This window comes from Bradyrhizobium lablabi, assembly GCF_001440475.1.
In the GTDB taxonomy this organism is placed as follows: domain Bacteria; phylum Pseudomonadota; class Alphaproteobacteria; order Rhizobiales; family Xanthobacteraceae; genus Bradyrhizobium; species Bradyrhizobium lablabi.
In genome coordinates, this window is sequence record NZ_LLYB01000078.1 from 1 (window position 1) to 25,727 (window position 25,727).

Below are 25,727 nucleotides of genomic sequence, written 5' to 3' on the forward strand. Positions count from 1 at the left end.
CCGATTGCGCTATTACAAGGGTGGGCAAAGGCGCTCTTGCGCCGTGCCCACCATCTATCGCCGCGCTCGTGAGGGTGGGCACGCTTCGCTTTGCCCACCCTACGAAACTTACTCCGCAGGCCCTGCAAATAGCAGCAGATTGCCGTCCGGATCCTTCACAATGAAATTGCGCGCGCCCCAGGGCTGGCGCATCAGCGTCTGGAAGAACGTCACGCCTGCCGACTGAAACGCGAGGAAGAGGTTTTTGATCTCCTCCGCACTCGCGACCGTGAGCGAAGCGGCTAGCAATTCTTCGCGGTCGCGCAGTTCGGGATCGATCAATGGTGCGGCGACGCAGCGCAGGTTGATCCGCGCCGCGTCGCGGACGACCTGCGCATAAAACGGCGGCTCGCCATAAATGAAGTCCACGGAAAAGCCGAGCTTGCCCGTGAAGAAATCGCAGGACGTCTTGATATCGGCGACGAAGAGTTGCGGCTCGGCGGCGGTGATGTAGGTCGCGGTCGAAGTTGTGTCTGCATGGTCAGGCATGGTGGGCAATCCTGTTTTGAGCGCCTGCCAGCTCGCAAACCCGTGCTGCCGCGCGACCAGTTCCTGCGCATCGCTCAGCTTGAAGCTGTGCGACAGGATTTCAGGATCGGTCATCTGGCCGAAGCGGGGCAAGCCCGACCTGATCTGGGCGGCGACCGGATAGTAGCGGTCGCGATGCCAGCGCAGGATGAGCTTGGCCTGTTTGCGAAGATTTTCGAGATTGGGCATGGGCGCAGCTACTGAAGATGTCGCGTAGGTGGGCATTGCCCCTTCAGCTTGACGCCGATGCGCCCTACATGCAGCGCCAGCAGGATGACGGTCCGCCGCGCCGCTGTCAATCGGCGGCCAGCGCCGGCTGCGCCGCCTCGCATTGCAAGGCTCCAATTCTCCGAGAAAACCCCGCAATGCGTTTACCGTCGCATTACCTTTCGACCTGCCGAAAGCCCGCAAAAATCGATTCATTAAGGGGTTGCACATAGCTTGCTAGCGCACTTTTGCGCGAGCGAGCTGATGACCCGCCTGTTTTTCTATGTCGCCATGGCCTTCGCCACCTCCTTTGCCGCCGTATCGTGGGCCGCGCGCGGGTTTCCCATGCAATGGTCCGGGCCGGTAAGCGTCAGCTCATTGCAGCCAGCGATCACCTCGACATTCGCAGACACGAGCGCCATGGATGACGAGCGCAAGCGGCGGGAGAGCGCCGCGCAGAAGGACACGAATCCGTCGCTCGACAGGATACGGCAGGAAGTCCTGCAGGCCGCCACCGGCTTCGAGATGTCACCGTGCAACAGCGCCATGAAGAAGAATCTCATCGAGGCGCTGACAGCCTATACCCGCGCCTGGCAAGCCAAGCTGAATTGCCCGGTGAAGATGTTTTGCACCGACGAGAAGCTGAACGCCGCGGCCGCAGCCTTTTCGACCCCACTCGATCTGCGTGTCAAAGACGCCCTCTTGCGGGCGTTCCTGCAGCCCGGAATCGTCAAAACGGATTTTCCAGCCTCGGTTCAATTCGACATGCTTCAGTTTGCGGGTCCCGGCCTGTGGGGCGATCCCGTCCCCATGGCCGGCGCAGGCCCTTCTGTTTGTGGGTCGCAAACGGGGGCCAGCGCGAGGGACCTCCGATGAACAAACTGGCGTTGATATTGTGTGCGATTGTGGTCTGGCAGATCGGTGTATGGGTGCTCGCCCCGGCAAGACAGCCGGAAGCGCCGAAAGCGCCGCAAGGCGACGGCCGGGCGTACGGCCCCAACGAGAAATATCTGGTGGAAGGCCGAGACAAGCAGCGACAATCCGCCATCAACGCGCTCGACATGCCGTGGGGCAGCCGTTGCAGCGGCGACGATCGCAAGCAATTCATCAGCGGCCTCAACGAGTATTACTACCATCGCAACAACCAGACGAAGGCCTATCCCGAAAACTTCGGCAAAGCCGGCGCTGACTACATCACCGCACAATGGTCGACGGCCGACGACCGGCGCATTGATAGGTTGACGCAGGACGCTTACGCCAGGGGTTACCTGAAGCCGTCGGATTTCAGGGGTGGGGCGGAAAAGTTGGTGGCAACAGTGGTCAAGAACGAGCGCATCACGGGAAAAGGCTGCCAAGGCTGAGCGAGCCCTACCCGTGATATCCCGGCGACTTGCGCGCCAGCCCGTCGAAGCCGTCGAACAGCCGCTCGCGCCAGGCATGAACCGGATCGTCTTCCATCAGCAGCTTGAACGGGCTGACGACCCGCGCCCACTGGAATGCGCCGAACACGATATAGTCCGCATAGTTCGGTGCGTCGCCGCCGACATAGGTTTGCGTCCTCAGCGTCAGCCGCAGCGGGTCGAGTGATTTGCGAAAGCCGTCAACCGCCTGGTCGCGGCCGGCCATGATCTCTTCCAGCTTCCTGCCGAACCGCGCCTCACGCGTCCGGCGGAAATAGGCCGCGTCCTCCGGCTTCAGGTTGCGCGGGATGTCGGCAATGATCAGCGGAAACATGGCGCCGATCACGCCGTCACCCCACCAGTTCAGCATCCGCGCCATCGCGCGGCCGCCCTCGCCGCCGAACAGTGAAGGACGGCCCGGATAGGTGTCTTCAAGATAGTTGGCGATGGCCCAGGAATCGACGATCGCGGTGTCTCCGTCGAGCAGCACCGGTACTTTTTCCGAACCGTGCGCTGTGATCGCGCTTCTCTCGGTGAAGCACCACGGAATAGTCTCCGCCGACAGTCCCTTATGCGCAAGCGCCATGCGCGTGCGCCAGCAGTACGGGCTGAACGGGCGGGATGGATCAATGCCGACGAGTTCGAAGAGTTTGAGAGTCATGTCGACATTCTGTGCGAAGCGCGTGCCCAAAACAAGAACCGTCATTGCGAGCGAAGCGAAGCAATCCATGTCTCCATATGGAAAAAAATGGATTGCTTCGTCGCTTCGCTCCTCGCAATGACCGTGAGGGGCCGCCCGCGTCCTACCGCACCACCGCCGCGGTCTGGCCGAACAGGATCCTGCGCTCCTCCTCGGTGCGGTTCACCGGCTGCCCGAAATTCGGGTTGACCTCTTTCGCCTTGGCGTAGGCGCGCTCGGTCGCGGGCCGCGCGCGGATGGTTTCCAGCCAGCGCTTCAGATGCGGAAAATCGTCGATGTTCTGGTCCTGGTTCTTGTACGGCACGACCCAGGGATAGCTCGCCATGTCAGCGATCGAATAATCGCCGGCGATGAACTCGCGATCCGATAGCCGCTTGTTCAACACGCCGTAGAGCCGGTTGGTCTCGTTCACATAGCGGTCGATGGCGTATTTGATTTTTTCGACCGCATAGTTCCTGAAGTGATGGTTCTGCCCGGCCATCGGCCCGAGCCCACCCATCTGCCAGAACGTCCACTGGATCGCGTCATAGCGGCCGTAGAGATCGGCGGGCAGGAACTTTCCGGTCTTCTCGGCGAGATACAAAAGCATCGCCCCCGATTCGAAGATCGAGATCGGCCAGCCGCCGCCCTTCGGCGCGTGATCGACCATCGCCGGAATGCGGTTGTTCGGCGCGATCGCCAGAAACTCCGGCTTGAACTGCTCGCCCTTGCCGATGTTGACCGGAAAGATCTTGTACGGAAGCCCGGTCTCTTCGAGGAACATCGTGATCTTGTGGCCGTTCGGCGTGGTCCAGTAATGAAGGTCGATCATGCGGCGATCCCATCCTGCTTGCTGCGTTTCACGCTTGTCGCAAAAAAACATGCGATTGCATGAAATTCATCGCAGAACGGCCATCGAGTCAATGGCCGGCGGCTGCGCCTCAAGGCGAGTTGATCTGCGATGGAAGCATATGCAGGAGAGGAACTGCGCCTCGCCCGCGCGTTCGATCGCGGGCGAGGCGTGATCCGTCCGGCTCAAGCGTGCAGCCAGAATGCGCTTTCGGCGAACTGATCGCCTTTCCACCAGTTGAGGGTACCGGTGCCGCGGCGGAAATTCCGGGCGCCGGCCTGGCTTTGCAGCGGCCTGGTGACTTCGCCCGCGGCGTTGCGCGTCGCACGGTGGTCATTGGTTTCCGGCACCACGGCGACGATATGGCCCGACTTGCCGTCCTGCTTCCGGCGCGCCACGATCAGGCCGACCGCGCCGATGTTCGCCTCCTGCTGCAGCTTGGTCAGCGTGCTGGTCTGACGCCAGCCGAAACGCGGCCCGAAGTCGCGCAGCCAGCGGAACAGCGCATTGGCGCGCATCTCCATGATGGTGTTGTCGATCAGCGGCTCGACCTTTTCGCCCCGGGCCAGGCGCTCGATGGCGCCGGGCGTCCACCACACCCGCGGCAGGTACACGCCGGCCAGGATACAGTAGTCGTGCGCGTAGATGTTGCAGAAGGTCAGGCCGTTGCGCGGCTTGTAGCGCTTGTGTGCCGCCTTGTCGGAAGCGAGATAGTCGATGATCGCGTTGAGGCTGCTCCGCAGCTCTTCGGGAGTCTGGCCCTTGCGGGTCGGCATGTCGGGCTCGTTGAGCGAATGGGCGCCCGCAATCTCCGTCCGCCTGGTGATCAGGCCGCGCCGGCGCGGCATGATGACTTCGACGATGCCGCTCGTCGGCGCGTCCATCATCAACGCCACCGCCGGGATTTCGGTCACGTCGGCCGGCGCCGGAACAAGGAAATCTGCGGAGGCGAAGCCGCGGATATGTGCGCCGACCAGGCTGGTTTCGATTTCCATGAACTTCTTCACCGGGGTGCCCGTAACGGCGCGCACCGGATGACCGTCCGGCAGTTGCGCGATCACGTTCCTGGTCGCCGGCGAACTGATCTTTGGCTCGCTGCGCACGCGTAACGGAGTAAGCTCTGTCTTGACCGTGAGAAGTGGCCCGGTGGCCTCGACCGGCGTCGGCGGCGGCACGATGGCGCCGTTGGGCGGCGGGGGCGGCAACACCGACGTGCCGCCCGGCACCGGCACGGTGTGCGCCATGCGGATGAAGTCGAAAATCTGCTCGCCGTAGAATTTATGGCCGTCGAAATGTCCCTGCTTCAGACCCTTGCTCGGGATGAAGTTACCGGTGTTGTAGGCGATCGCGACCGCCGTCAGTTGCATGTCGGTCAGTGACGGCTTGTTGAGCAGGCCGATCTTCTTCGCTTTGGCGGTCAGTTCGCCGAGGCACTTGCCGAGCGTTTCGCTGAACTTCTCGTAGCGCTTCTCGAGAAAGTAGTCCGGATCTTCCTTGAAGAATTGCAGATCGAGCTGAAACATGCCGAAGCCACGGCAGAACTTGCTCTGGTTCGACACCGGGAATCCCGGAATGAGCTGTCCCATCTCCACCAACGCCTGACGGGCGATGGCGAACATCTTGTCGCCCCTCGGGACCGACAGCAGGTGGGCCTTGTTCCTCGGGAATGCCTTGCGCCCCTTGTTGGGTGGCTTGAAATCGATGGTGTCGCCGACACAGAGCGCGAGGATACGGTCCAGCGTCAGTTGCGGCTTCTTGCGCAGGATCGGCCAGACGTCGCCGGTCTCCTGACAGGCCAGCGCGACCAACAGATCGAGTGTGAACGGCGTCCCCGCAATCGCGCGTTCGACTTCAGCGTGAAAATTCTCCTTGAACCATTTCATATCCGCAATGTTCGGCATGACAAAACTCCTTTGCCTCGCGCCGGCGCAATATTTGGTCAAGCACAATTACTGATCGCAAAGATCGCATTGGGTCCCGCAACCTTACGATGTCAAACTGAATAGGCGATCGGAGGGCGGCCGAGTGTTGCCGCCGCCACATTCACGAAAACTTGTGTGATCGGAGGTTCTCTCGGATCAGCGGCTGCGCCGGTTGTCGTGCAGGAACTGCTTGCCGCGCGCGGTGACCGCAATCCGCACGCCCTCGCCCGCCACCGGCTGGCGCGCGACATAGCCGCGATCAACCGCGTCCTCCCAGATCGTCAGACGCGGGCACGAGGTGCGCCAGGTTTCGATCACCTCGGAATAAGGCCTCGGCTCGCGCGCGATCCATTCGACGAGATCGAGCACCAGGGGATCCGTCGTTTCGCTCATCAACGCCTCCGCGTCAGTAGCGGCGCAATTCAGAACGCCAGCGCACTGTTGCGCGTGAACAGCAGCCAGCCGCCGTAGAGGATGTAATAGCCGGCCACCGTCGTGATCAGCCGGTTCGCCCAGGTGCGAAACTGCGCATCGCTCATCGCTTCCAGGATGCGCCGCGCCAGCGTGGTGCCGAGCATCGAGGCGACGATCGCGACGCCGGCGAGCACCGGATCGAGGGTGGCGGCCTGATCGATGATGCCGCCGAAATAGATCAGCTTGGTGAAATGGCTCACGACCTGGCAGGTCGCTTTGGTCGCGACCACCTCGCGACGGCCGAAATTGCCGCCGAGAAAGAACGTATCCATCAAGGGACCGGAGACGCCGGTCATCAGCATCAGCCCCATGCAGATGAAGCCATAGAACGATCCCTGTGCAATGCTGTCAGGGTTGGGCTTGAGGTTCTTCGGCATCAGCCGCGCCATGAACGGCGTCACCCCGAGCAGCAACAATGCAATGGGCTTGTCCGGCACATAGCGGGTGAGCGACCAGAGGCCGAGCGCGAGCGCGCAGCCGATCAGATAAACGAACACCGGCCGCCAGCGGATATGCGCCCGCCACAGGAACGCGCGCCAGCCGTTCGACGCCATCTGCGTGATCGCATGCAGCACCATCGCGGTCGGCAGCGGCATCAGGAACAGCAGCACGCCGATCAGGATCATCCCGCCGGCCATGCCGAACAGCCCCGACAGAAACGCTGTCGCGACCATCAGGGCACCAAGGGCTGCAATCATCAGCGGCGTCACGCGAAATCTCCTGCGCAGGCCATTCAGGTTGAGGCACAGGCGCTGCCCCTGCTCCCTCTCCCCGCGAAGCGCGGGGCGAGGTTGAAACCTGCCGCACCGATTCAACCCAGGCTCTTACCCATTCTTGTGCCTCGCTTGTCGCGCTCACGCAAACTGAGTTATCTTGCTCTGGCATCAGTTTTCCTGAGGGTTACGTGCGGCGGCTGCTCTTTCTCAACGGCATCAAGGCGTTCGAAGCGGCGGCGCGCAGCGGCAGCTTCGCCGCCGCCGGCGCCGAGCTCAACGTATCCGCCGCCGCGGTCAGCCGGATGGTGCACCTCCTGGAGAAGCGGCTCGGGGTGGCGCTGTTCGAGCGCAAGGCCAACCGCCTCGTCACCACCGCGGCGGGGCGCGCCTATCAGAGCGGGCTGACCCCGATCTTCGACGCGCTGGCGAGCCTGACCGCGCAGGTGACGGCGCCCTCAAGCGTGCGCGTGCTGACCATCGGCGTCGGGCCGACTTTTGCGATGAAATGGCTGATCCCGCGGCTGGCCGATTTCCGCAAACAGGAGCCCGATATCGACGTCCGCATCACCACCGGCGGCGCCGCGGTGCCGTTTGGCGAGGACTGGAGCTGCGGCATCAAGCTCGGGGGCGGCGAATGGCCGGGCCTGATTGCCGAGCCCCTGTTCGCCGCCGACCTGCTGCCGGTCTGCGCGCCGCGGCTGGCCAACACGCTGAAACGGCCTTCCGACCTGAAGGGGCCGACCCTGCTGCGGGTGGCCCATTCCCCCGACGACTGGCCGGCATGGCTGGAGGCCGCCGGCACGGCCCGCATCGCCGCCCGGGGGCCGGAATTCGAGTTTTACGGCCAGGCGCTGCAGGCCGCGGTCGACGGCCTCGGCGTCGCCATGGGCATCCGGCCCTATATCGACGACGACCTCGCCGCCGGCCGGCTGGTCGCCCCCTTTGCGTTAAGTGTGCCGAAAGGCATGCGCTGGTATCTGGTCTATCGGGGGTTCAGCACAGGGCAGCGCGATTTCGCCGCGTTCCGGCGCTGGATTGTCCGCGCGGCGGCAGAACCCGCCACCCGCCGCAGGGGCCAGAGACATGCCGGTTGAAACAGTAAAGACGCTCGTCATCGGCGGCGGCCAGGCCGGGCTCACGATGAGTCACCGCCTCAAGCAGCGCGGGTTGGCGCATCTGGTGGTCGAGCGCCACCGCATCGCCGAACGCTGGCGCAGCGAACGCTGGGACGGCTTGAAATTCCAGTTTCCCAACTGGTCGGTGCGGCTGCCGGAGTTTCCGTTTCCGCACAGCGATCCCGACGGGTTTTCCGACACCGCCGACATCATCCGGTTCATCGAGGCCTATGCCGCGTTCGTCGCGCCGCCGATCCGCTGCGGCGTCGAGGTGACGCGGCTGTCACAGCGCGAGGACGGACGCTTTCTCGCCGAGACCACGGACGGCACGATCGAGGCGCGCAATGTCGTCGTCGCCACCGGTCCCTATCAGCGCAACGTCATCCCGGACCTGCTGGCCGACCTGCCGGTGTTTCAGGTTCATGCCTCCGCTTACAAGAATCCCGGGCAGCTTCCGCCGGGCGCGGTGCTGGTGGCCGGCGCCGGCGCATCCGGCGCGCAGATCGCCGAAGAGCTGCTTGAGGCCGGCCGCCGCGTCTATCTCTCGGTCGGACGGCACCGCCGCCTGCCGCGCCGTTACCGCGGCCGCGACCTGATCTGGTGGCTCGCCGAAATGCAGTTCGACCAGATCACGCCGGAGGAGCGCGGGCCTGCGCGCCTCGGCCCTGTCATCTCCGGCGCCTATGGCGGCCGCAGCATCGATTTCCGCGACTACGCTGCCCGTGGCATGATCCTCGTTGGCCATCTCGACACCGCGAATGGTGGCGTGATCGAGATTGCGCCGGGCCTCGAGAAGTCGCTGCACGACGGTGACATCGCCTACACCACCTTCCTCGACACCGTCGATGAATATGTCAAACGCCGCCACCTCGACTTGCCGGAAGAGACCGGCGCCCGCACCACGCTTCCCGACCCGCCCAGCGTCACCGCGCCGCTGACGCGTCTCGACCTCGCCGCCGAAGGCATCGCATCGGTGATCTGGGCCACCGGCTACGGCGTCGATTTCAGCTGGATCGATATCCAGGTAACGGACGCACGCGGCGACGCTGTTCACCGCAACGGCATCTCTGCGGTGCCCGGCCTGTATTTCCTCGGGCTGCAATGGCTGTCGAAGATGAACTCCTCGTTCCTGTCGGGCGTCGGCGACGATGCCGTGGTGCTGGCGGATCACATTCTGGGACACCGGTGAAGTATCTGTTCCGAGGGAGTGAGCCACCGCTCCGGAACTCACCGAAAAACTCCCCTGCATGTGAACTGTTTCACACCTCCCTTCCCCGCGCCGTGCTCTCCTCGCCACATGGGCAATTCCGGGGGTCGCGCCATGATCTATGGCGGCTTTGAAATACAGTCGTTCGAAGCAGGGAGAGGGTTATGGCACGCCAGGATTCAACGGGCCGATCAGGAACCGGTGGTGATCGATGGCATGGCCTTTCCGACCCTCGAAGTCGGTTTCGCGTGGTCGGATCCGGAAGCGGCGATCGCGGACGCGAAAGCTCACATCGATCGCTTCGGCCCGCGGTTCACCGCGAGCCCGGCAAGGCCCGCGGAAAGCCCGACCTAGCCCTGGTCGGCAAACTACCCATCCCCGCCGCCGAGCAGACCCTGCAGGCGACGCCGGTGCTCTCCAACTGTCCGGACTGCAGCGCCCCGCTCTCCGTGCTGCGCATCATCCTCGGCCGCGCCGGCGCCGAATACTGGACCATGCGTTGCACACGCTGCGGCGGGATTCATCTGAACATCGTCAAGGCGGCGTCGGCCAGAAAAGATACCGGGGACCTGCTGGTCTGAGATTGCGCGGTTCCTGCTCTTGCTGACATCTGCTGACAGGCGGAAGCGCACGGTTTTGCGCAGCCGTTTGCCCTTTTCTCGCTGGCTGACTCGTCCCATATTCGCCGCATGGCGAAGAAACCCGACACTCCCAAAAAATCAGGCAAATCCCCCAAATCCAAGGCGCACCGGCCGGACGTTCAGCCGATCGGGCCGGCGCTGGCGGAATTGCTCAATCCCGCGCTCAACCGCGGCGACGCCGGCATGGGCTCGGGCACCGGCCTGCAGCCGCCGCCCGACAATTCCTGGGACCGCCGCGCCGGCGGCGAAGCGGCGGCGCATCGCGCGCGGGCCTCGACCAAGGGAACGAGCGATGACGTCGCGAAACGCGATGCCGCGCAGGGCCTCGAAGAAGCCCCGCAGGCCAACTACGGCACCTCGGCCACCATCCCGACGCTCGACCCTGAAATCGCGCGTCAGCTCGGCCTGCCCACGGCGGAAGACGACGACGAAGCCCTCGCCCGCCCGCCGCGCAACAAGATGGAAGCGCTCGGCGTCAAGGCCACCGCCGATGCGCTGGAAAACCTGATCCGCGACGGCCGTCCGGAATTCCGCAAGGACGACGGCTCGATGAAGGTGTGGACACCGCACCGTCCGCCGCGCCCGGAGAAATCCGAAGGCGGCGTGCGCTTCGAGATCAAGTCCGAATACCAGCCGAAGGGCGACCAGCCGACCGCGATCGCCGAACTGGTCGAGGGCATCGAGCGCAACGACCGCACCCAGGTGCTGCTCGGCGTCACCGGTTCGGGCAAAACCTACACCATGGCCAAGGTGATCGAGGCGACGCAGCGCCCCGCCATCATCCTGGCGCCGAACAAGACGCTGGCCGCCCAGCTCTATGGCGAGTTCAAGAACTTCTTTCCCGACAACGCCGTCGAGTATTTCGTCAGCTATTACGACTACTACCAGCCCGAAGCTTACGTGCCGCGTACGGACACCTACATCGAAAAGGACTCCTCGATCAACGAGCAGATCGACCGCATGCGCCACTCGGCGACGCGTGCGCTGCTCGAGCGCGACGACGTCATCATCGTGGCCTCGGTCTCCTGCATCTACGGTATCGGCTCGGTCGAGACCTACACCGCGATGACGTTCGCGCTGAAGAAGGGCGAGCGCATCGACCAGCGGCAATTGATCGCCGACCTTGTCGCGCTGCAATACAAGCGCACCCAAGCCGACTTTACCCGCGGCACCTTTCGCGTGCGCGGCGACGTCATCGACATCTTCCCGGCGCACTATGAGGACCGCGCCTGGCGCGTGAATTTGTTCGGCGACACTGTGGAAAATATTGAGGAATTCGATCCGCTCACCGGCCACAAGCAGGACGATCTCGAATTCATCAAGATCTACGCCAACTCGCACTATGTGACGCCGCGGCCGACGCTGGTGCAGGCCATTAAGTCCATCAAGTCAGAATTGAAGCAGCGGCTCGACGAGCTCAACAACCAGGGCCGCCTGCTGGAAGCGCAGCGGCTGGAGCAGCGCACCACCTTCGACCTCGAAATGATGGAGGCGACCGGAAGCTGCGCCGGCATCGAGAACTATTCGCGCTATCTCACCGGACGCCGCCCCGGCGAGCCGCCGCCGACGCTGTTCGAATACGTACCCGATAACGCGCTAGTGTTTGCCGACGAGAGTCACGTCACCGTGCCGCAGATCGGCGGCATGTTCCGCGGCGACTTCCGCCGCAAGGCGACGCTCGCCGAATACGGCTTCCGCCTGCCCTCCTGCATGGACAACCGTCCGCTGCGGTTCGAGGAATGGGACATGATGCGCCCGCAATCGGTCGCGGTGTCGGCGACGCCGAGCGGCTGGGAGCTGAACGAAAGCGGCGGCGTGTTCGTCGAGCAGGTGATCCGCCCCACCGGACTCATTGATCCTCCTGTAGATATCCGCCCCGCCCGCACCCAGGTCGACGACCTCGTCGGCGAAGTCCGCGCCACGGCAGCGGCCGGCTATCGCTCGCTGATCACGGTGCTGACCAAGCGCATGGCGGAGGACCTCACCGAGTACCTGCACGAGCAGGGCATTCGCGTCCGCTACATGCACAGCGATATCGACACGATTGAGCGCATCGAGATTATCAGAGACCTCCGCCTCGGCGCCTTCGACGCGCTGGTCGGCATCAACCTGCTCCGCGAAGGCCTCGACATTCCCGAATGCGCACTGGTCGCGATCCTCGACGCCGACAAGGAAGGCTTTTTGCGCAGCGAGACCTCGCTGATCCAGACCATCGGCCGCGCCGCGCGCAACGTCGACGGCAAGGTGATCCTCTACGCCGACCAGATGACCGGCTCGATGGAGCGCGCCATTGCGGAGACCAACCGCCGCCGCGAGAAGCAGGTCGAATATAACCAGGCCAACGGCATCACGCCGGAGAGCGTGAAGAAGTCGATCGGCGACATCCTCAACTCCGTCTACGAGCGCGACCACGTGCTGGTCGAAATCGGCGACGGCGGCATGGCGGATGACGTCATCAGCATCGGCCACAACTTCGAAGCGGTTCTCTCCGACCTCGAAACCCGCATGCGAGAAGCCGCCGCCGACCTGAATTTCGAGGAAGCCGCCAGGCTGCGCGACGAAGTCAAACGCCTGCGCGCGACGGAAATGGCCGTCGTCGACGATCCCACGGCGAAGCAGCGGAATGTGCAGAAGCAGGCCGGCGCCTACGCCGGCACCAAAAAATACGGCGACGCCGCCAACCTCCCCGTCAGCGCCATGAAAAAGAAAGGCGTGCAGACCGCCCTCAAGTCCAGCCGCAGCAGCGCTCCCTCCACGAGTCCGACCAGCTCAAAGGTCCACAAGCCCCACCTCGACGAAATGCACGGCCCGGAATCCCTGCCCTACCGCCCCGGCGGCGCCAAACCGCGCAAGCCGGACATGGCCCCCGGCAGCAAGATCTTCCAGCCAACGGACTCGCGTCAGTCAGGCCAGGAGTTCGGACCCGCGCCGCGGTCGAGCGGCGGAGCGCCGGGGCATAGGGGTGGGTGGAAGAAGCGGTAGCTGCTTCCACAGCCGTTACGGCATTGCATTGAAGCTCGTTCGTGCCGCGTGCCTGATCAGCACGATCGATACATCTCCTGCAGCGGCCTTCCGCTCAGAAAGATCGTGTGAGGAGTGAGACCGCCCCTGCGAGCGATCCAGCGACGCACCGGCCTCGGATAGGTCGAGTACAGCATCAAGGTTGCTTCGGGATCAGTGAAGGTGCGACCATTGGCGCCGAAATTCCAGGCTGCATGGAAGCCGAGCGTCGCGCGCGACGTTACGCAGATTCTATCGTGAGGGAGCGCGCTGAGAACCATGGTGCATGCCGAGGCACAGAGACCATCGATGATCACGGATTCGCCCGATGAGGCCAGGCGCTGATATTTGACGATGTAGGTCCCGATCTGACCGCCTCGATCATTGGTGATACGTACTGCAGAACTTGCCTCTGACACATTCAGGATCAGCAGCATTGCCACGAAGAATCCGGTCACATACTTCATGTCCACCCCTGGGTTCGAGCAAATCGATTTGGATCGCTTTGCGTGATGCGCGAAGCTGCAACAGGCTTGTTCAGGTTCGTGGCATTGTCTGGGCGCAAAGTTCGGTAACTTCGGTTCCTCGACTGGAACTCGTAAGACTGAGTCGCAGGTGGAACCAAAGGCGGAGATTGCTTCTCGCAATCCAATTGTGGTTCCGATCACTCCGCAGGGGAACAGGCACTCCGCGAGCCGCACGCTCTTCCGTTACGGATGTCGTCGTCAGGACAAGCGCCCGGCCTGCGGCTCGCCCTGATGAGGATCGATAGCCGCGGCAGTCAGTGCGACCTCGGCTTGCGCTTGATCTCAGACGGTGCGGCCTTCTCCGGGGCGTGGGTGGCCGTAGCCTTCTCGAGTGGCGCCTTGATGGCGTGCACAGCGCTTGAGGTCGCGGCCGCTGCAACAGGTGGCGATACAGACGCCGTGAAGGCAACGGGCTTGGCGACCGGGGGCCGCGGCTGCGCGGCCGCCGCGACTGGCGTATCAACGGGACTGCTGTGGCGGCCTACCGTGTAAGCCGCGAGTGCAGTGGCACCCAGCAGAGTGAGTAGCGCTTTTGCCCGCATACTCGCATCCGCTACCTTGAGCCGGTCTTTCGAGCATTCATCACACGCTCAACCTCGTCGGCTAGTTGCTCCAGATGCCGCGCAAGCCGGTCGAACATTTCACGCTTCGCTTTGTCGGTAGCCAGGTCCCTGACAAGCGCGCATTCGGCCGCGTCTTTACGCAGCTTCTCCAGATGGGTTTGATAATCCTTCATCGTCCCCTGCCTGTCTTAATTTTCCGTGACGGTGGCACGGAGAACAGGGAGCTGAACTAACAAATGTTAAGCCGGACTGGCGTTGGGAGATGCTGCTGGTGACCCGCCCCAAATTCGCCGAGCGATAAGCGCGATCCAGTTTATCGGTTTTCCCAACCCGAGGCGTTCCGTCTCTAACTGGCTCGTACGTCCATGGACGCATCGATCAGCGGCATCCGTGAGCGTGTGTAGAAGCCCTCCCGCATAACCACACCGCTTATCTCGGCGCTGACAGCGCGCGCCGCCCGCTTCTTCCTCCAGCCGCCTGCTAATCCCGCAGGCAGTGGCGCTCCTCGTCGGATCACCAGAAGCTCGCCTTTTCCACGAACGTATATGTCGAACATGCCGATTGCCCTCAGGTTCGTTATAGGCACTGCGCGCTTGAAATGAGGTGACAAAAGCGCAACAGCTCGGCGTCAAACGTTTGGTTGGAAATACCGCTGCTAACGCGCGTCGTAAGCTGAACGGTTAAAGTTCGCTTCTCAATCAATCTCGATCGGATCGTGAATTTCCTTGCGGAAGATTGCGTTCTGTCATTGCCGAACGAAAACAAACCGTACGGCTCCTGTTTTGAGGGGTAAGCCATTCCGGGCTGGCCGCTTTCGCGGCGCCCGGAATGACGCGTGGTAAGATCGCCGCCTGTCGGCGGCTACTCCCTGAAAGTAATAATCCCGGTTCGATCCGTCATACGCTCCGGACTGCATGCAGCAGGCCTTGAAACCTGCGTCCGGAGCCGCACGGGCACAGGTCGTTGCGGCCGAGCTTTTCGATCAGCTCGACATCGCCATGGACGATACGCCGCCCGCGCTTGACATGGGTTTCCGAAGGGAAGGACTTCCGCCGCTTACGCGTGATGCTGAAAGCTGGGGAGGTTTTCGAGATCGCGATGCTTGCACATGGCACACCGCCGTTGGTTGAAACGCGGCCCATTGCCGCGCGGCGTAGCTATCACAACGCTGGTCATTCCGAAAGCCGCCAACAGGTTTGGCGCGCGTTGCGGCCTGCTTCACCAGGATCTTGGCCAAGGCTACCTTGGTTAAGGCTGATGCTTTGCGCGCCATTTCGGGCCGGGGCCGCGCATGTAGTGCAGCTCGGGCCGGTAGCTATCGCGTATGTCCAGAACCAGGTTGCGAGCGATACCGGCGAAGTCGGAGACTGTCTCAGCCGTCTTGCGAGCAAAGCCTGATATGGCGGTCCAGCGCGCGGAAACAGGTGCGGTCGCACGGGGGCTGACGATGCTTTTCCAGATCATCTTTTTCTCCGTCCGGTTGGATGTGGGCACCGTGATGATCTAGCGGATCGGAGTTGCGGCTGCGCCAGAGTGGTTGCCGTACCTGTAGAGCGATTGCTGGTAATGCCGGTACCGGCAGCATCATCAGATGTCAGCAGCCTCGCATGGAAGAACAACAGCCGCAGATCTTCCGGGAAATTCGTTCCAAGGCGTCGCGCCGCTCCGGTTCGTCAATGCTGCTGACGGTAATTCCCCGGAATTGCTGTTCCGCCAAACCCGGTCTGGGATGCTGGCATTCAACGCATCCACTTCGAGACCAGACGACATCCGCGTCTGCATTCGCACCGTCCAATGAGTGGAGATGATCATGCGCAGCATAGCACTGGTGATTGCATTCATGATCTCGTTGACCGCGGCGGCTTCGGCCCAGAAAGCCGAGATTGAAGCGATCAACGCGAAATTCATCGAGTACTTCAACAAGGGCGACTTCTCCGGGATTGCGTCGCTCTACACCACTGATGCGACGGCATTGCCGCCCGGGTCTGCGATGGTGCAGGGCCGGCCGGCCATCGAGGTCATGTGGAAAGGCATGGCGGAGCAGGTTGGCGATCCGAAGCTCACAACCGTCGACGTCAAGCCGCTTGGCCCTTCGGCGGCACGCGAGATCGGCACATTCGCCCTGAAGACCAAGGGAGCGACCCCGCAGGACGTGACGGGAAAGTACGTCGTGGTTTGGGAAAAGGTCGGAAATGACTGGAAGCTCACCACCGACATATGGAACGAGGGAAAGTAGGATCGGCCGCAGGTTTTGAAGATTCTGGCGCGCCGTGCACGTTCTCGATGTGCCTGCTGGGCTCGGATCTCGTGCAAGTTGAAGCCTGAGGCGGTTAGGAGGGGACAACGGCCGCAAGATGTGAAACGGCGCACATTTGATGCGGGCGGGTTAGACTAAAATTTCGCTGAAAGTCGTGGTGCGAATATCCCTTTCTCGTAGGGAGCTTGCCGTGCACAAACTGGTCCTGATCGCACGACTGGCATTTGCTTTCGAAATGGCAAAGCAACAGCCAAGAAGCTTGCCACTTGCTTTCGCCCGGAATTGCCGGAACTCAAAGAGCAATGTCACGCTCTGAAGGTTCGCTCTTAGAGGGAAACCGATGAGAGCTCGTGTAGATCAGCAATTTGATCGGGTGCGAAATGGATTGCCCGAGCTGCGGCAGAGTCAACCCGGAAGGTAACAAGATCTGCGGCCACTGCGGCGCGCCGCTAATCTTGCGCTGTCCCGCGTGCGGAGCAGACAACCCGTCGGGTAAAAGGTTCTGTGGTGACTGCGGCGCAGCACTCACCTTGACGGCAGCCGCGCTACTATCGGCAGGGGCTCGAGCGTCGACATCCGCCGCGATGCTGGTCACGGAGCCCTCTGCGTTTTCATCCACGCCAAGTTCTTCCGCCGAGCGCCGCCAACTCACGGTGATGTTCTGCGACCTCGTCGGCTCGACGGCGCTTGCGACAAAGCTCGACCCGGAAGATCTACGGGAGGTCATCGCCGAGTACCGCGATGGCGCGGCGGTGATCGTCCGCAAGTACGGTGGCACCGTTAGCCGCTACATCGGCGATGGCATGCTGATCCTGTTCGGTTATCCTTCAGCGCACGAGGACGATCCCGAGAGTGCGGTGCGCGCTGCGCTTGAAATTGCCGCGGCCCGGCACGCGCCGAGCGCCCCACCGGATCTCGAGCTGCGGGTTCGCCTCGGGCTCGCGACTGGTCTCGTTATCGTGGGGGACCTCATCGGCAGCGAGGCCGCCGAGTCGCAGGCGGTGCTCGGCGAAACGCCGAACCTGGCCGCCCGACTGCAAGAGCTCGCCGAGCCCGACGGGGTGGTAATCGCTGAGGATACGCGGCGGCTCATCGGCGGGCTCTTTGATTACGAGGATCTCGGCGCGGTGACGCTGAAGGGCTTTGCCGCGCCGGTGCGCGCCTGGCGGGTGCTGCGTGAGGGAAAAGCGGAAAGCCGCTTTGAGGCGTTCCATGCGGCAGCGCTCACGCCGTTGGTTGGGCGCGAGGAGGAGCTCGAGCTGCTGATGCAGCATTGGCAACGGGCCAAGGCGTGCAGTGGCCAGGTCGTGTTGCTGGCGGGCGAACCGGGAATTGGCAAATCGCGCCTTGTCGCGGCTCTCCAGGAGCGCATCGGGGGCGAGCCGCACACCGGCTTGCGATATTTCTGCTCTCCGCATCATCAGGACAGCGCGCTATATCCCTTCATCGCTCAGCTCCAGCGAACCGTCGATTTCGAGCGCGAGGACACGCCGGAGCACAGGCTCAACAAGCTGCAGGCGTTGCTGTCCCCGGCATTGCCGCCCGACGAAGACATAGCAATTATAGCCGAGCTGCTATCTATCCCGACGGGCGAACGATATCCGCCGATTGCCCTCACGCCACAGCGAAAGAAAGAAAAGACTTTCGATGCCTTGTTTCGGCAGCTTGAAGGTCTTGCCCGGCGGCAGCCGGTCTTGATGGTCTTCGAGGACGCGCAATGGATCGATCCGAGCTCGCGCGAGTTGCTGGACCGGACCATCGATCGGGTGGCCACGCTGCCGGTGCTGGCGCTGATCACCTTCCGCCCCGAGTTTCAGTCTGTATGGACCGGGAGGTCACACGTCAGCACGATGGTTCTGAACCGCCTTGATCAGAAAGCGGGCGCCGCCTTGATCCGGAGCATGACTGGCGACCGGGGACTTCCGCCCGAGCTCGTCGCTGAGATCGCCGAGCGAACGGATGGTGTGCCGCTGTTCGTCGAGGAAATGACCAAGGCTGTGCTCGAAGCGGGTGCCGCGGGGGTCGAGCGCGCCGTCACCACTGCGCCACTCCCGGGCCTCGCGGTGCCGCCCACCTTGCACGCCTCGCTGATGGCGAGGCTCGACCGGCTTGGCCCGGTCGCGAAGGAGGTCGCGCAGCTCGGCGCGGCTATCGGCCGGGAGTTCTGCTATGATCTGCTCGCCGCCGCCGCGCGCCGGAGTGAGAGCCAGCTGCGATTGGCGCTAGACCGGCTGATAGGGGCCGGGTTGGTGTTCCGGCGCGGCGAACCATCCGAGGCCAGTTTCCTCTTCAAACACGCATTGGTGCAGGATGCGGCGTACGGCACGCTACTACGCAGCCAGCGTCGTGAGTTGCATGCCCGTATCGCTGGCGCACTGGAGGAGAAGTTCGCGACGAGCGCCGAAGCGCAACCCGAGATCCTCGCGCACCATTTTGGAAATGCCGGCCTGATCGCGAAGGCAGTTTCCTATTGGCAGGAGGCCGGCGAACGCTCCAAAGCGCGCTCAGCCACGGCAGAAGCGATCAGACAGATGCAGAAGGCGCTCGATCTGTTGTCCCATTTACCGGACGCCGCCGAGAGCCAACGCACCGAACTCCAGCTTCAACTCGCAATCGGCGGCGCGCTGATCGCCGCGAAGGGCCATGCGGCCGAAGAGACCGGAAAGGCCTACGCGCGGGCGCGTCATCTCTGCGAGCTGCTGAACGACACGCCGAATCTGCTCAAGGCATTGTGGGGTGAGTTCGTCCATCACCATGTGCGCGCCGAGACGCAATTATCGCATCGTGCCGCCGAAGAACTGCTCGAGTTGGCCGGACGACAAAACGACAGGGCCGCCCTGGTGGCCGGGCATCGGGCGGTCGGCGATAGCTGGCTGCATCGCGGAGAGCTGCGCTTGGCGCGCGCGCATCTCGAGCAGGGGCTCGCACTTTACGATCCCACGCGGCATCGGTCTCTGACGGTTCTGTTCGCCGAGAACGCCAGCGTGGCGATGCTCTCCTTCCTGTCGCTGACGCTCGGGCTTCTGGGTTTCGTCGATCAGGCCCGGACGCGGAGCAGGCAAGCCCTGGCAGAGGCGCGCGAGCTGTCGCACCCGATCAGCCTCGCATTCGCATTAAGCGTCGCCTGCCGGCTGTATTTCGTACTCGACGATCCCAGGACCGTGCGCCGGCTCGCGGATGAGCTCATTGCGCTTACTACCGAGCAGGGCTTTGCCTTCTTTCTCGCGATGGGAACGGCGTATCGCGGCTGGACCATGGTCGAGGCCGGCGAAACAGACGCCGGGATGGATCTGCTGCGGCTCGGGATCGAGAGATTCCAGGCGTCCGGCGCGGCGTGGACGCTTCCGTTCTACCTCGCGCAGCTTGCCACGGCGCACGTGAAGACCGGGGCGCCCGAAGACGGGCTCGGCCGACTATGTGAGGCTTTGTCTCTAACCGAGAAATCGGGCGTGCGGTGGTTCGAGGCCGAATTGCGATGTCGCCGAGGCCAGCTGTTGCGGACCACCCGGCAAGGCGTTGAGGCCGACGTGGAGGCCGACTTTCGCCACGCCATCGCGATCGCGCGCCAGCAGGAGGCAAAGCTCTGGGAACTTCGCTCCGCCATCAGCCTCGCCCGGCTCTGGCGCGACCAGGACAAGCGCGATGAAGCACGCAGTCTCCTGGCGCAGGTCTACGGTTGGTTCACCGAGGGCTTCGACACACCCGACTTGAAGAAAGCGGCGGCCCTACTTGACGAACTAAGCGCATGGAAGTCGAGTCAGGGTAATCATGATTGCCAGCCCGAATTCTGATTGCCTTGAAGCACACCAGGCGATGTCCTGTTTTGCGGAAGAGGTGATCTGCTTCCTGCGGAGAGGGTTAGGCTATGTCATCCGTGGCTGCAGTCTGCCGCGCGACTTTCGCCTCTGCGATAATTCCTTCCAGCCGTGAGATGTTCTCGAGCAGACGCTGGCTGGTCAGAACGAGGAAGTAGTAGCCGAATTGCGGATTCTGAAAGTAGATCTCGAGCAGCTTGTCATAAGTTATGGTCAGCACTTGCCCGTCCTCAATGCATTCGACCGTCGCGGTTCTCCGTTTATTAGGGGTAAGGAAGCCAAGTTCGCCCATGAGACGTCCCGGCGGAATTTCGACGCTGATTTCCGTGACCAAAAACTTTCCCGTAATCGTCAGAAACATCTCGGTAGCTGCATCATCCTTCTTGAACAATTGGTCACCCCGGCGGTATCTGCGCTCGGTCATGAACGGTTTGAGCCACTCCATCGAGGTATCGCCCTCCGTCGCGATACGTGCCTTCTTGATCAAATTGAGCATTTGACGGAGGCGAACGGCATTGATCGGCAGCAACAGCAGGTACAGGAGAAAAGTCGCCACGTTTCCGGAGAGCGCGCCAAAGGCGACGAAGAATGTACAGCCGGTCATATTCGCGACGCGCAGCGGCACCATCGTCTGCATAAGCAAAGTAGCCACGAAGAAGATGGCGCCAACCAGGGCGAACATGTTGGCGAACGTGATGTTGGCCAGCACGATTTCCAGCAGCCGGCTGAACAGTGCGTCGTAGGTGATGTTGTTGGGATCGAGACCCATTTGAACCAGGATCTTTGCGATCCTGAGATTGTCCGCCGCCGTATCGAGAATGCGGTCTAGTATCGTCGAAAAATCTGCACTGCTGGACTTCATCGGATCATCCCCCGCGCAAAGCCGTCGGTATTCGTCGGACATCTCGGATACTGACAATCGAAGCCGGACACCGTTTGAGTAAGATTGCTAGCCGTCTCAATGCAATCGATTAATTTATCCCGAGCGGCGGTTTCGGCAATTGCCCATGTGCTAGAGCGGCGGACTAGGGCATTTGCCGTCTGGCGCCTCCGAGTTTGTCCCCTTGCGGCTGCCGCTCGACGACTAGTAAATGAGGTCACCCCAGACCCCTCCAGTGTGTTAATTTGAAACGGAACGATCCTTGTCTTCCGCGCGGAAACATGCACCGTGGCCGATTATCATCACCCGATATGGATGGAGGAAAGCCGCTTCCGCGGTGCCCTCGACGATGTGATAATCATCCCACTTGTTTTCATCACGCTCGCCGCCAATAAAATCCTTCGTTTCATTCTTTCGATCTTGATGCGGCTGCTCGACTACGCCTTCCCTCTAGTAATGCAGATTGTCTGGCTTCCGCTCTTCGCCGCCAAGGTTCTTGGCAATGTCACCGTTACTGTCATAAACGGCGCGTTGCGCTTCCTTCCCCTTTCCGAAACGAAACGTCGACAGTGGAGTATGTCGATCCGCCGGAACTGGTCGTGGCTCCGGCGGAAGATTAGCTATCGGGCGTTCGAACAAACTGTACATAATGCCTTTGAAGGTGGTATGGCATGGGTGTTCCGAAAATGCCGGCATCTCACGCCGAGCACCGCGTTGGTCGTGATCCTGGGCGCGGTACTTTGGCTCCCGATCTCTTTCGGGGCTGCAACGGCTATGCACGCAGTATTGCTTGCCAAGGTCACGTCCTGGCCAGCTTGGACGCAACTCTTGCATCCGCTAGCAACGGTCATCGCCAAGAGCAAGCTTTTGGTGCTCCCTGTGTATCCGGCGGCCTGGCCGCAGGCGAAAAAACATCCATTCGTTCAGCTCGTAGCCAAGGGCTTTGAAACCTTCAAGCGCGTGTATGTCATCAAGAAGGTCGGTTTTCGCTACAGGCAGGCCGAGATCGTCGGCATCGCGGCGGTTGAGAGGCTCGAGCGCACCACTGGCCTCGCAACGGCGGTGAGATGGCTGCGCGAGGCGCATGTCGCCGAACGTTTCGGCGTCGAAAAGTCCACTAGGCAATTGCGCTCGTTTTTCACGCGATGGTCCATCAAGTTCTCAGCCGAATACTACGAAGCGAAGGAACGGCAAGCCTCAGGTGCCCCATCACCACATGGCAGTGAGCTACGAACGCTGAGATGATCATCAATTTCAAAGCCCGCAACATGCTTGGCTGCATCGTGCCGCGCCCGCTGCTCGGCTGCGCCGACGGGGTGATCGAATGAAGCGCAATTTGCTGCGATGCATGAGTCCGGAAGTGGCCCATCGCGGGCATCGATCAGGGCCACAATGTCTTCCATGCTCGACAATTTGTCGCTGATACCAGCGGCCATCGGTGCGTGACTGTTGATCGTCTCGTCATGCCAACCTGGTGTCCTGCGTTTCAACGGCGAGAATGCCTCGTGTACGGCTATGAGACAAAATCATGACCATCTCCCAGTTTCGGCAACTCGCCGCCTATAATCGCTGGGCCAATGCGCGCCTGTATGCCGCTGCACTTGACCTGTCGGATCTGGCATATCGTCTTCACATCGGCGTCTCCTTCGGCAGTCTGCACGGCACATTAAACTACTTGCTGCTGACCGACCGCCTCTGGCTGAAACGGCTGACCGGCGAAGGCGACCATCCGGATCGTCTCGACGCTATTTTGTATGAAGACCGTGCCGAATTAACCCAGGCTCGTATCGATGAAGACAATCGGTTGATGGCGGTTGTCGATCAGTACGACGAAGCGACGCTTGCCAGTCTCCATGGCTACAAGACAACCTCCGGGATGCCGCAGTCTCAGGTCCTCGCGGATATTCTGTTGCACCTCTTCAATCACCAGACTCATCATCGCGGACAAGCACATGCGTGCTTATCGATCCTGACGGGTGGCGAACCACCTTCACTCGACTTGCTGGTGTTTCAGCGGGGCGGCACAGCGCCTGACCTCAAAACACTGATCTAACATGGACGGGTGTAGCGAGGCCTATTTGGGCGCGGTTCCAACGAGAAGAGAAACTCTGCGAATTCTGGTCGTTGGCTGCCAAGCCGTTTGCGTTGAAAATTGACCTGACCGCGTCAGCGAAGCCGTCTGGCCCGACGCGACGAAATTAGCAGCCCCCTCGCTAGGATCTCCTTTCGAGGGCAGAGCCGACTTTATTTGCTCGTCGTGAGTATTACGGCTCGTGACCCATACCGGAACTCAGCCTGAAGATCAGAAGCGAGGTGGAGAGAACTCGACGGCCGGGACAACTGGTTGCCGCGTTCAATGCTCGTAGCAGAAAGGGATTTGCTAAGCTATTCTTGTCAGGTCGTGGGAGCACGCAATGTCGAAAGCAATTGCCGTCTTGGGCTCCGCTCTGTTCTTCGTCATTGCGCCGTTGGTGCTGGCAGGCTTCGTCCCCTGGTGGGTCACGCAGTGGGAATTTCGGCCAGCTCTTTTCGGCGTCGGTCTAACCCGCATCCTCGGCGGTATATTGATCCTCGTCGGAGTGCCCGGACTTGTGGATTCATTTGCCCGTTTTGCGCTGGAGGGACTGGGGACGCCCGCCCCGATCGCGCCGACACAAAAGCTCGTAGTGACTGGCCTTTATCGCTACGTGCGAAATCCGATCTACATCGCGGTCGTCGCAGTCATTTTTGGTCAGGCCCTTTTGTTTGGTGACTGGCGTCTCCTCTGGTACGGCGCGCTACTCTGGCTTTTTTTTCATGTCTTTGTGGTGATGTACGAAGAACCGACGCTCAAGCAAACATTCGGCACGGAGTACGAGAGCTTTCGGACCAATGTGCCGCGCTGGATTCCGCGGTTGACGCCATGGCGAGCCGCATAAAGAAATCGCTGCAAGCGGCTCGATGCCGGCTGCAACAAACAGTGCCAGATGGCGAAGCGTAGCAAGCGCGCCTAGCGGCCTCGCCCCGGTGGGCCCACTACCTTAGCCGCCAGGTCGAAATAACGCATGGGCTGGGCAACTGCTCCGCACGCCGTGTCTTTCCGATCCCGGAGGAAGACCGGCCGTCTGCGCCGGCGCATTATGAGGACCGAATCTGGCCGATTTTGTTGCAAAAGTCAGCTGCTACCGATGGATCGTTCGGCCATTTCGCTAAGGACGACCGGCTTTGCTCCGCCGATCCTGACACTCTCTACGCAACTCTAACGCTACGCGATGCACAGAGCCTGAGCGGGTGGTGGACGAGCGACCAGCGACGCGAGCCGCCGCAGGTTCTGGGCGATGGCGGCCAGAACAAACTCGTCCTGAGCACCTCGTGGACCGCGCAATCGAAGCCGACCGAGCTTCAGGATACGCTTCAGGTGTGCGAACCGCATCTCGATCTTCTTACGCTCACGGCGTGACTGTTCGAAGGCTTCAGTGTCCACAAGCGAACGGGCAACGTCTCGGGCCTGTTCATGGATGTCGCGCGGGATTTTGCGCGCTGGGTCTTTCGGACAGCACTGCGGTTTGAGCGGGCATACATCGCAGTCGAGCTTGCTGGCGCGATACAGAAGCGTCTTGCCCTCATGCACGGTACCACTCGTGCCAAGTCGCTTCCCGCCAGGACAGTGGTAGACGTCGCTCGTCGGGTCATATCGAAAGTCGCCACGCGAGAAGGTGCCGTCGTCCCGCTTCGATTTGTCGAACACGGGAATATGAGGCGCGATGCCTTTCTCCTCGACCAGCCAGTTCAGCATGGGAGCTGCCCCGTAAGCGGTATCTCCGACAAGCCGTTCAGGCTTGAGGCCGAAGCGCTCCTCTGTTCGCTCGATCATGGTCTTTGCGGCGCCGACCTCGGCCTGCCGAATGGAGCGGGAGGCCTCAACGTCAACGATGACGCCGAACTTCACGTCGATAAGATAGTTGTCGGAATAAGCGAAGAATGCCGGTCCCTTGTGAGCGCCGGTCCACTGCGCCGCAGGATCAGATGGCGAGACGAACTTTGGCACAACGTCGCTGGCGGCGCCCCACGCCGTATCGTCGAGGGTCGCCAGATACTCCTTCACCGCACGGCTGGACCTCGCCGGATCGCAATCCTTGCGCCAATCCAGACCTGCGATCGAGCGTTGCTTGTTAGCGTCGGCCGCAATCAGGCTTGCATCGACGGCAAAGCCTTCGCCGCCAACCAGGCCGGCTGCGATGCACGCCTCGACGACCCGCTCGAACACACGGCGGAAAACATCTCCCTCGCGGAAGCGCTCGTTGCGGGCACGCGAAAATGCCGAATGATCCGGGATAGCGTCCTCGATACCGAGCCTGCAGAACCAGCGATAAGCCAAGTTCACCTGCACTTCACGGCAGATCAGTCGCTCCGAGCGGATCGCAAACACATACCCCACGACCAGCATCCGGATCATCAGTTCCGGATCGATCGACGGGNCGAATAGTGAGGTGCAAGTTCGCTGCGAAGCCAGGATAGATCGAGAGCAACATCGATCTCGCGCACTAGGTGATCTTCGGGAACCGCGTCGCCAAGATGAAACTCGTAGAACAGTTGACCTTGGTCACTCTTCAGACGGCCCATCATGGNCCACCGAGAATCGCGTCAACACAACGGAATCACGCTTCACGGCCTGTCTCAACTGACTTTTGCAACAAAATCGGCCAAAACCGGAAATCAACAGGACGATGCCAAGGTCATGGCAGCTTGTCGGCGGCCACAGCCTGATGCACTGTTTCGCTTTGCGTTGACTGCGGCGCTTCAAGCCCGTTTCACTGTCCCGGCCAAAGCGCCAAAAAACCATCCGGTGGAGAAACAGAGAATAAGCATCATTAGATTCATCATTACGGAGACGACAGGCTCTTCTCGAGTAAAATGAAGTACGATGC

General features: G+C 61.8%; 24 protein-coding genes and 2 pseudogenes. 13 read left to right on the plus strand and 13 right to left on the minus strand.

The window, feature by feature from the left end; all coding sequences use genetic code 11:
• Nucleotides 1-108: 108 nt before the first annotated feature.
• Nucleotides 109-756, minus strand: coding sequence for a VOC family protein (locus tag CQ14_RS20555; RefSeq protein WP_057859663.1), 648 nt, complete (start codon nucleotides 754-756; stop codon nucleotides 109-111).
• 309 nt (nucleotides 757-1,065) lie between these two features.
• Here CQ14_RS20555 and CQ14_RS20560 point away from each other — a divergent pair, with 309 nt between their 5' ends.
• Nucleotides 1,066-1,650 (plus strand): hypothetical protein, encoded by a 585-nt coding sequence (locus tag CQ14_RS20560; protein WP_156435197.1) that lies wholly within the window; start codon nucleotides 1,066-1,068, stop codon nucleotides 1,648-1,650.
• The gene (locus CQ14_RS20565) at nucleotides 1,647-2,135 is read left to right on the plus strand and encodes a hypothetical protein (protein WP_057859665.1); all 489 of its coding nucleotides are present in this window, start codon (nucleotides 1,647-1,649) and stop codon (nucleotides 2,133-2,135) included. Before CQ14_RS20560 ends, CQ14_RS20565 begins: the two co-directional genes overlap by 4 nt.
• 7 nt (nucleotides 2,136-2,142) lie before the next feature.
• Here the strand turns inward: CQ14_RS20565 and CQ14_RS20570 are convergent, their stop codons facing one another.
• From CQ14_RS20570 to CQ14_RS20590, 5 genes are all read right to left on the minus strand, one after another.
• The gene (locus CQ14_RS20570) at nucleotides 2,143-2,835 is read right to left on the minus strand and encodes a glutathione S-transferase family protein (RefSeq protein WP_057859682.1); all 693 of its coding nucleotides are present in this window, start codon (nucleotides 2,833-2,835) and stop codon (nucleotides 2,143-2,145) included.
• Between the two features lie 142 nt (nucleotides 2,836-2,977).
• Nucleotides 2,978-3,685, minus strand: a complete 708-nt coding sequence (locus tag CQ14_RS20575) for a glutathione binding-like protein (RefSeq protein WP_057859683.1) — start codon at nucleotides 3,683-3,685, stop codon at nucleotides 2,978-2,980.
• A gap of 203 nt (nucleotides 3,686-3,888) precedes the next feature.
• Complete coding sequence (locus tag CQ14_RS20580) at nucleotides 3,889-5,604, minus strand: hypothetical protein (RefSeq protein ID WP_057859666.1); 1,716 nt, start codon at nucleotides 5,602-5,604, stop codon at nucleotides 3,889-3,891.
• A 177-nt stretch (nucleotides 5,605-5,781) separates the two neighbouring features.
• The gene (locus CQ14_RS20585) at nucleotides 5,782-6,018 is read right to left on the minus strand and encodes a hypothetical protein (RefSeq protein WP_057859667.1); all 237 of its coding nucleotides are present in this window, start codon (nucleotides 6,016-6,018) and stop codon (nucleotides 5,782-5,784) included.
• Nucleotides 6,019-6,047: 29 nt separating this feature from the next.
• Nucleotides 6,048-6,809 (minus strand): sulfite exporter TauE/SafE family protein, encoded by a 762-nt coding sequence (locus CQ14_RS20590; protein WP_057859668.1) that lies wholly within the window; start codon nucleotides 6,807-6,809, stop codon nucleotides 6,048-6,050.
• A 194-nt stretch (nucleotides 6,810-7,003) separates the two neighbouring features.
• Between CQ14_RS20590 and CQ14_RS20595 the strand changes: the two genes are divergently transcribed.
• The 5 genes from CQ14_RS20595 (at nucleotide 7,004) to uvrB (ending at nucleotide 12,760) form a co-directional block, all read left to right on the plus strand.
• Nucleotides 7,004-7,909: a LysR substrate-binding domain-containing protein gene (locus CQ14_RS20595; protein ID WP_057859669.1), complete on the plus strand. Its 906-nt coding sequence runs from the start codon at nucleotides 7,004-7,006 to the stop codon at nucleotides 7,907-7,909.
• A complete protein-coding gene (locus tag CQ14_RS20600; RefSeq protein ID WP_057859670.1) occupies nucleotides 7,899-9,119 on the plus strand; it encodes an NAD(P)-binding domain-containing protein in 1,221 nt (406 codons plus the stop codon). The genes CQ14_RS20595 and CQ14_RS20600 overlap by 11 nt, the downstream gene beginning before the upstream one ends.
• 132 nt (nucleotides 9,120-9,251) lie before the next feature.
• Nucleotides 9,252-9,491, plus strand: coding sequence for a hypothetical protein (locus CQ14_RS20605; protein WP_057859671.1), 240 nt, complete (start codon nucleotides 9,252-9,254; stop codon nucleotides 9,489-9,491).
• 95 nt (nucleotides 9,492-9,586) lie between these two features.
• On the plus strand, nucleotides 9,587-9,718 hold the full coding sequence (locus CQ14_RS48260; RefSeq protein WP_430650196.1) for a hypothetical protein: 132 nt from the start codon (nucleotides 9,587-9,589) through the stop codon (nucleotides 9,716-9,718).
• 108 nt (nucleotides 9,719-9,826) lie between these two features.
• On the plus strand, nucleotides 9,827-12,760 hold the full coding sequence (uvrB, locus tag CQ14_RS20615) for an excinuclease ABC subunit UvrB (RefSeq protein ID WP_082649961.1): 2,934 nt from the start codon (nucleotides 9,827-9,829) through the stop codon (nucleotides 12,758-12,760).
• A gap of 56 nt (nucleotides 12,761-12,816) precedes the next feature.
• Here uvrB and CQ14_RS20620 read toward each other — a convergent pair whose 3' ends face one another.
• From CQ14_RS20620 to CQ14_RS42395, 4 genes are all read right to left on the minus strand, one after another.
• Nucleotides 12,817-13,245 (minus strand): hypothetical protein, encoded by a 429-nt coding sequence (locus CQ14_RS20620; protein WP_057859672.1) that lies wholly within the window; start codon nucleotides 13,243-13,245, stop codon nucleotides 12,817-12,819.
• A gap of 613 nt (nucleotides 13,246-13,858) precedes the next feature.
• Complete coding sequence (locus tag CQ14_RS20630; protein WP_057859674.1) at nucleotides 13,859-14,041, minus strand: hypothetical protein; 183 nt, start codon at nucleotides 14,039-14,041, stop codon at nucleotides 13,859-13,861.
• A 723-nt stretch (nucleotides 14,042-14,764) separates the two neighbouring features.
• Nucleotides 14,765-15,010 carry an SEC-C metal-binding domain-containing protein gene (locus CQ14_RS47640; RefSeq protein ID WP_057859676.1) on the minus strand — a complete coding sequence of 82 codons (246 nt, stop codon included), beginning with the start codon at nucleotides 15,008-15,010 and terminating at the stop codon, nucleotides 14,765-14,767.
• 106 nt (nucleotides 15,011-15,116) lie between these two features.
• The gene (locus CQ14_RS42395) at nucleotides 15,117-15,332 is read right to left on the minus strand and encodes a hypothetical protein (RefSeq protein ID WP_082649962.1); all 216 of its coding nucleotides are present in this window, start codon (nucleotides 15,330-15,332) and stop codon (nucleotides 15,117-15,119) included.
• 346 nt (nucleotides 15,333-15,678) lie between these two features.
• Here CQ14_RS42395 and CQ14_RS20645 point away from each other — a divergent pair, with 346 nt between their 5' ends.
• The 3 genes and pseudogenes from CQ14_RS20645 (at nucleotide 15,679) to CQ14_RS20650 (ending at nucleotide 19,916) form a co-directional block, all read left to right on the plus strand.
• The gene (locus CQ14_RS20645) at nucleotides 15,679-16,104 is read left to right on the plus strand and encodes a YybH family protein (protein WP_057859686.1); all 426 of its coding nucleotides are present in this window, start codon (nucleotides 15,679-15,681) and stop codon (nucleotides 16,102-16,104) included.
• Nucleotides 16,105-16,505: 401 nt separating this feature from the next.
• Nucleotides 16,506-16,583 (plus strand): annotated as a pseudogene (locus CQ14_RS48265) (zinc-ribbon domain-containing protein); the annotation flags it as partial.
• A gap of 126 nt (nucleotides 16,584-16,709) precedes the next feature.
• Nucleotides 16,710-19,916 (plus strand): AAA family ATPase, encoded by a 3,207-nt coding sequence (locus CQ14_RS20650; RefSeq protein ID WP_057859677.1) that lies wholly within the window; start codon nucleotides 16,710-16,712, stop codon nucleotides 19,914-19,916.
• Between the two features lie 67 nt (nucleotides 19,917-19,983).
• Here the strand turns inward: CQ14_RS20650 and CQ14_RS20655 are convergent, their stop codons facing one another.
• Nucleotides 19,984-20,802 (minus strand): Crp/Fnr family transcriptional regulator, encoded by an 819-nt coding sequence (locus tag CQ14_RS20655; protein ID WP_057859678.1) that lies wholly within the window; start codon nucleotides 20,800-20,802, stop codon nucleotides 19,984-19,986.
• Between the two features lie 306 nt (nucleotides 20,803-21,108).
• On the opposite strand from CQ14_RS20655, the gene CQ14_RS20660 reads away from it, so the two are divergent.
• From CQ14_RS20660 to CQ14_RS20670, 3 genes are all read left to right on the plus strand, one after another.
• Complete coding sequence (locus CQ14_RS20660) at nucleotides 21,109-22,065, plus strand: hypothetical protein (protein WP_057859679.1); 957 nt, start codon at nucleotides 21,109-21,111, stop codon at nucleotides 22,063-22,065.
• Between the two features lie 283 nt (nucleotides 22,066-22,348).
• Nucleotides 22,349-22,873 carry a DinB family protein gene (locus CQ14_RS20665; RefSeq protein WP_057859680.1) on the plus strand — a complete coding sequence of 175 codons (525 nt, stop codon included), beginning with the start codon at nucleotides 22,349-22,351 and terminating at the stop codon, nucleotides 22,871-22,873.
• A 361-nt stretch (nucleotides 22,874-23,234) separates the two neighbouring features.
• The gene (locus CQ14_RS20670) at nucleotides 23,235-23,738 is read left to right on the plus strand and encodes a methyltransferase family protein (protein WP_057859681.1); all 504 of its coding nucleotides are present in this window, start codon (nucleotides 23,235-23,237) and stop codon (nucleotides 23,736-23,738) included.
• Between the two features lie 326 nt (nucleotides 23,739-24,064).
• Here CQ14_RS20670 and CQ14_RS20675 read toward each other — a convergent pair.
• Nucleotides 24,065-25,277 (minus strand): transposase (locus CQ14_RS20675; RefSeq protein WP_245320432.1); only part of this gene is annotated, 1,213 nt, incomplete at its 5' end.
• A gap of 1 nt (nucleotide 25,278) precedes the next feature.
• Nucleotides 25,279-25,425 (minus strand): annotated as a pseudogene (locus CQ14_RS46535) (IS5/IS1182 family transposase); the annotation flags it as partial.
• Between the last annotated feature and the right edge of the window lie 302 nt (nucleotides 25,426-25,727).

Bases quoted from the DNA above. Each gene is read 5' to 3' on its own strand.
- CQ14_RS20555 (WP_057859663.1), bottom strand. From the start codon at position 756: ATGCCCAATCTCGAAAATCTTCGCAAACAGGCCAAGCTCATCCTGCGC.
- CQ14_RS20560 (WP_156435197.1), top strand. From the start codon at position 1,066: ATGGCCTTCGCCACCTCCTTTGCCGCCGTATCGTGGGCCGCGCGCGGG.
- CQ14_RS20565 (WP_057859665.1), top strand. From the start codon at position 1,647: ATGAACAAACTGGCGTTGATATTGTGTGCGATTGTGGTCTGGCAGATC.
- CQ14_RS20570 (WP_057859682.1), bottom strand. From the start codon at position 2,835: ATGACTCTCAAACTCTTCGAACTCGTCGGCATTGATCCATCCCGCCCG.
- CQ14_RS20575 (WP_057859683.1), bottom strand. From the start codon at position 3,685: ATGATCGACCTTCATTACTGGACCACGCCGAACGGCCACAAGATCACG.
- CQ14_RS20580 (WP_057859666.1), bottom strand. From the start codon at position 5,604: ATGCCGAACATTGCGGATATGAAATGGTTCAAGGAGAATTTTCACGCT.
- CQ14_RS20585 (WP_057859667.1), bottom strand. From the start codon at position 6,018: ATGAGCGAAACGACGGATCCCCTGGTGCTCGATCTCGTCGAATGGATC.
- CQ14_RS20600 (WP_057859670.1), top strand. From the start codon at position 7,899: ATGCCGGTTGAAACAGTAAAGACGCTCGTCATCGGCGGCGGCCAGGCC.
- CQ14_RS20605 (WP_057859671.1), top strand. From the start codon at position 9,252: ATGATCTATGGCGGCTTTGAAATACAGTCGTTCGAAGCAGGGAGAGGG.
- uvrB (WP_082649961.1), top strand. From the start codon at position 9,827: ATGGCGAAGAAACCCGACACTCCCAAAAAATCAGGCAAATCCCCCAAA.
- CQ14_RS20620 (WP_057859672.1), bottom strand. From the start codon at position 13,245: ATGAAGTATGTGACCGGATTCTTCGTGGCAATGCTGCTGATCCTGAAT.
- CQ14_RS20630 (WP_057859674.1), bottom strand. From the start codon at position 14,041: ATGAAGGATTATCAAACCCATCTGGAGAAGCTGCGTAAAGACGCGGCC.
- CQ14_RS47640 (WP_057859676.1), bottom strand. From the start codon at position 15,010: ATGGGCCGCGTTTCAACCAACGGCGGTGTGCCATGTGCAAGCATCGCG.
- CQ14_RS42395 (WP_082649962.1), bottom strand. From the start codon at position 15,332: ATGATCTGGAAAAGCATCGTCAGCCCCCGTGCGACCGCACCTGTTTCC.
- CQ14_RS20645 (WP_057859686.1), top strand. From the start codon at position 15,679: ATGCGCAGCATAGCACTGGTGATTGCATTCATGATCTCGTTGACCGCG.
- CQ14_RS20650 (WP_057859677.1), top strand. From the start codon at position 16,710: ATGCTGGTCACGGAGCCCTCTGCGTTTTCATCCACGCCAAGTTCTTCC.
- CQ14_RS20655 (WP_057859678.1), bottom strand. From the start codon at position 20,802: ATGAAGTCCAGCAGTGCAGATTTTTCGACGATACTAGACCGCATTCTC.
- CQ14_RS20665 (WP_057859680.1), top strand. From the start codon at position 22,349: ATGACCATCTCCCAGTTTCGGCAACTCGCCGCCTATAATCGCTGGGCC.
- CQ14_RS20670 (WP_057859681.1), top strand. From the start codon at position 23,235: ATGTCGAAAGCAATTGCCGTCTTGGGCTCCGCTCTGTTCTTCGTCATT.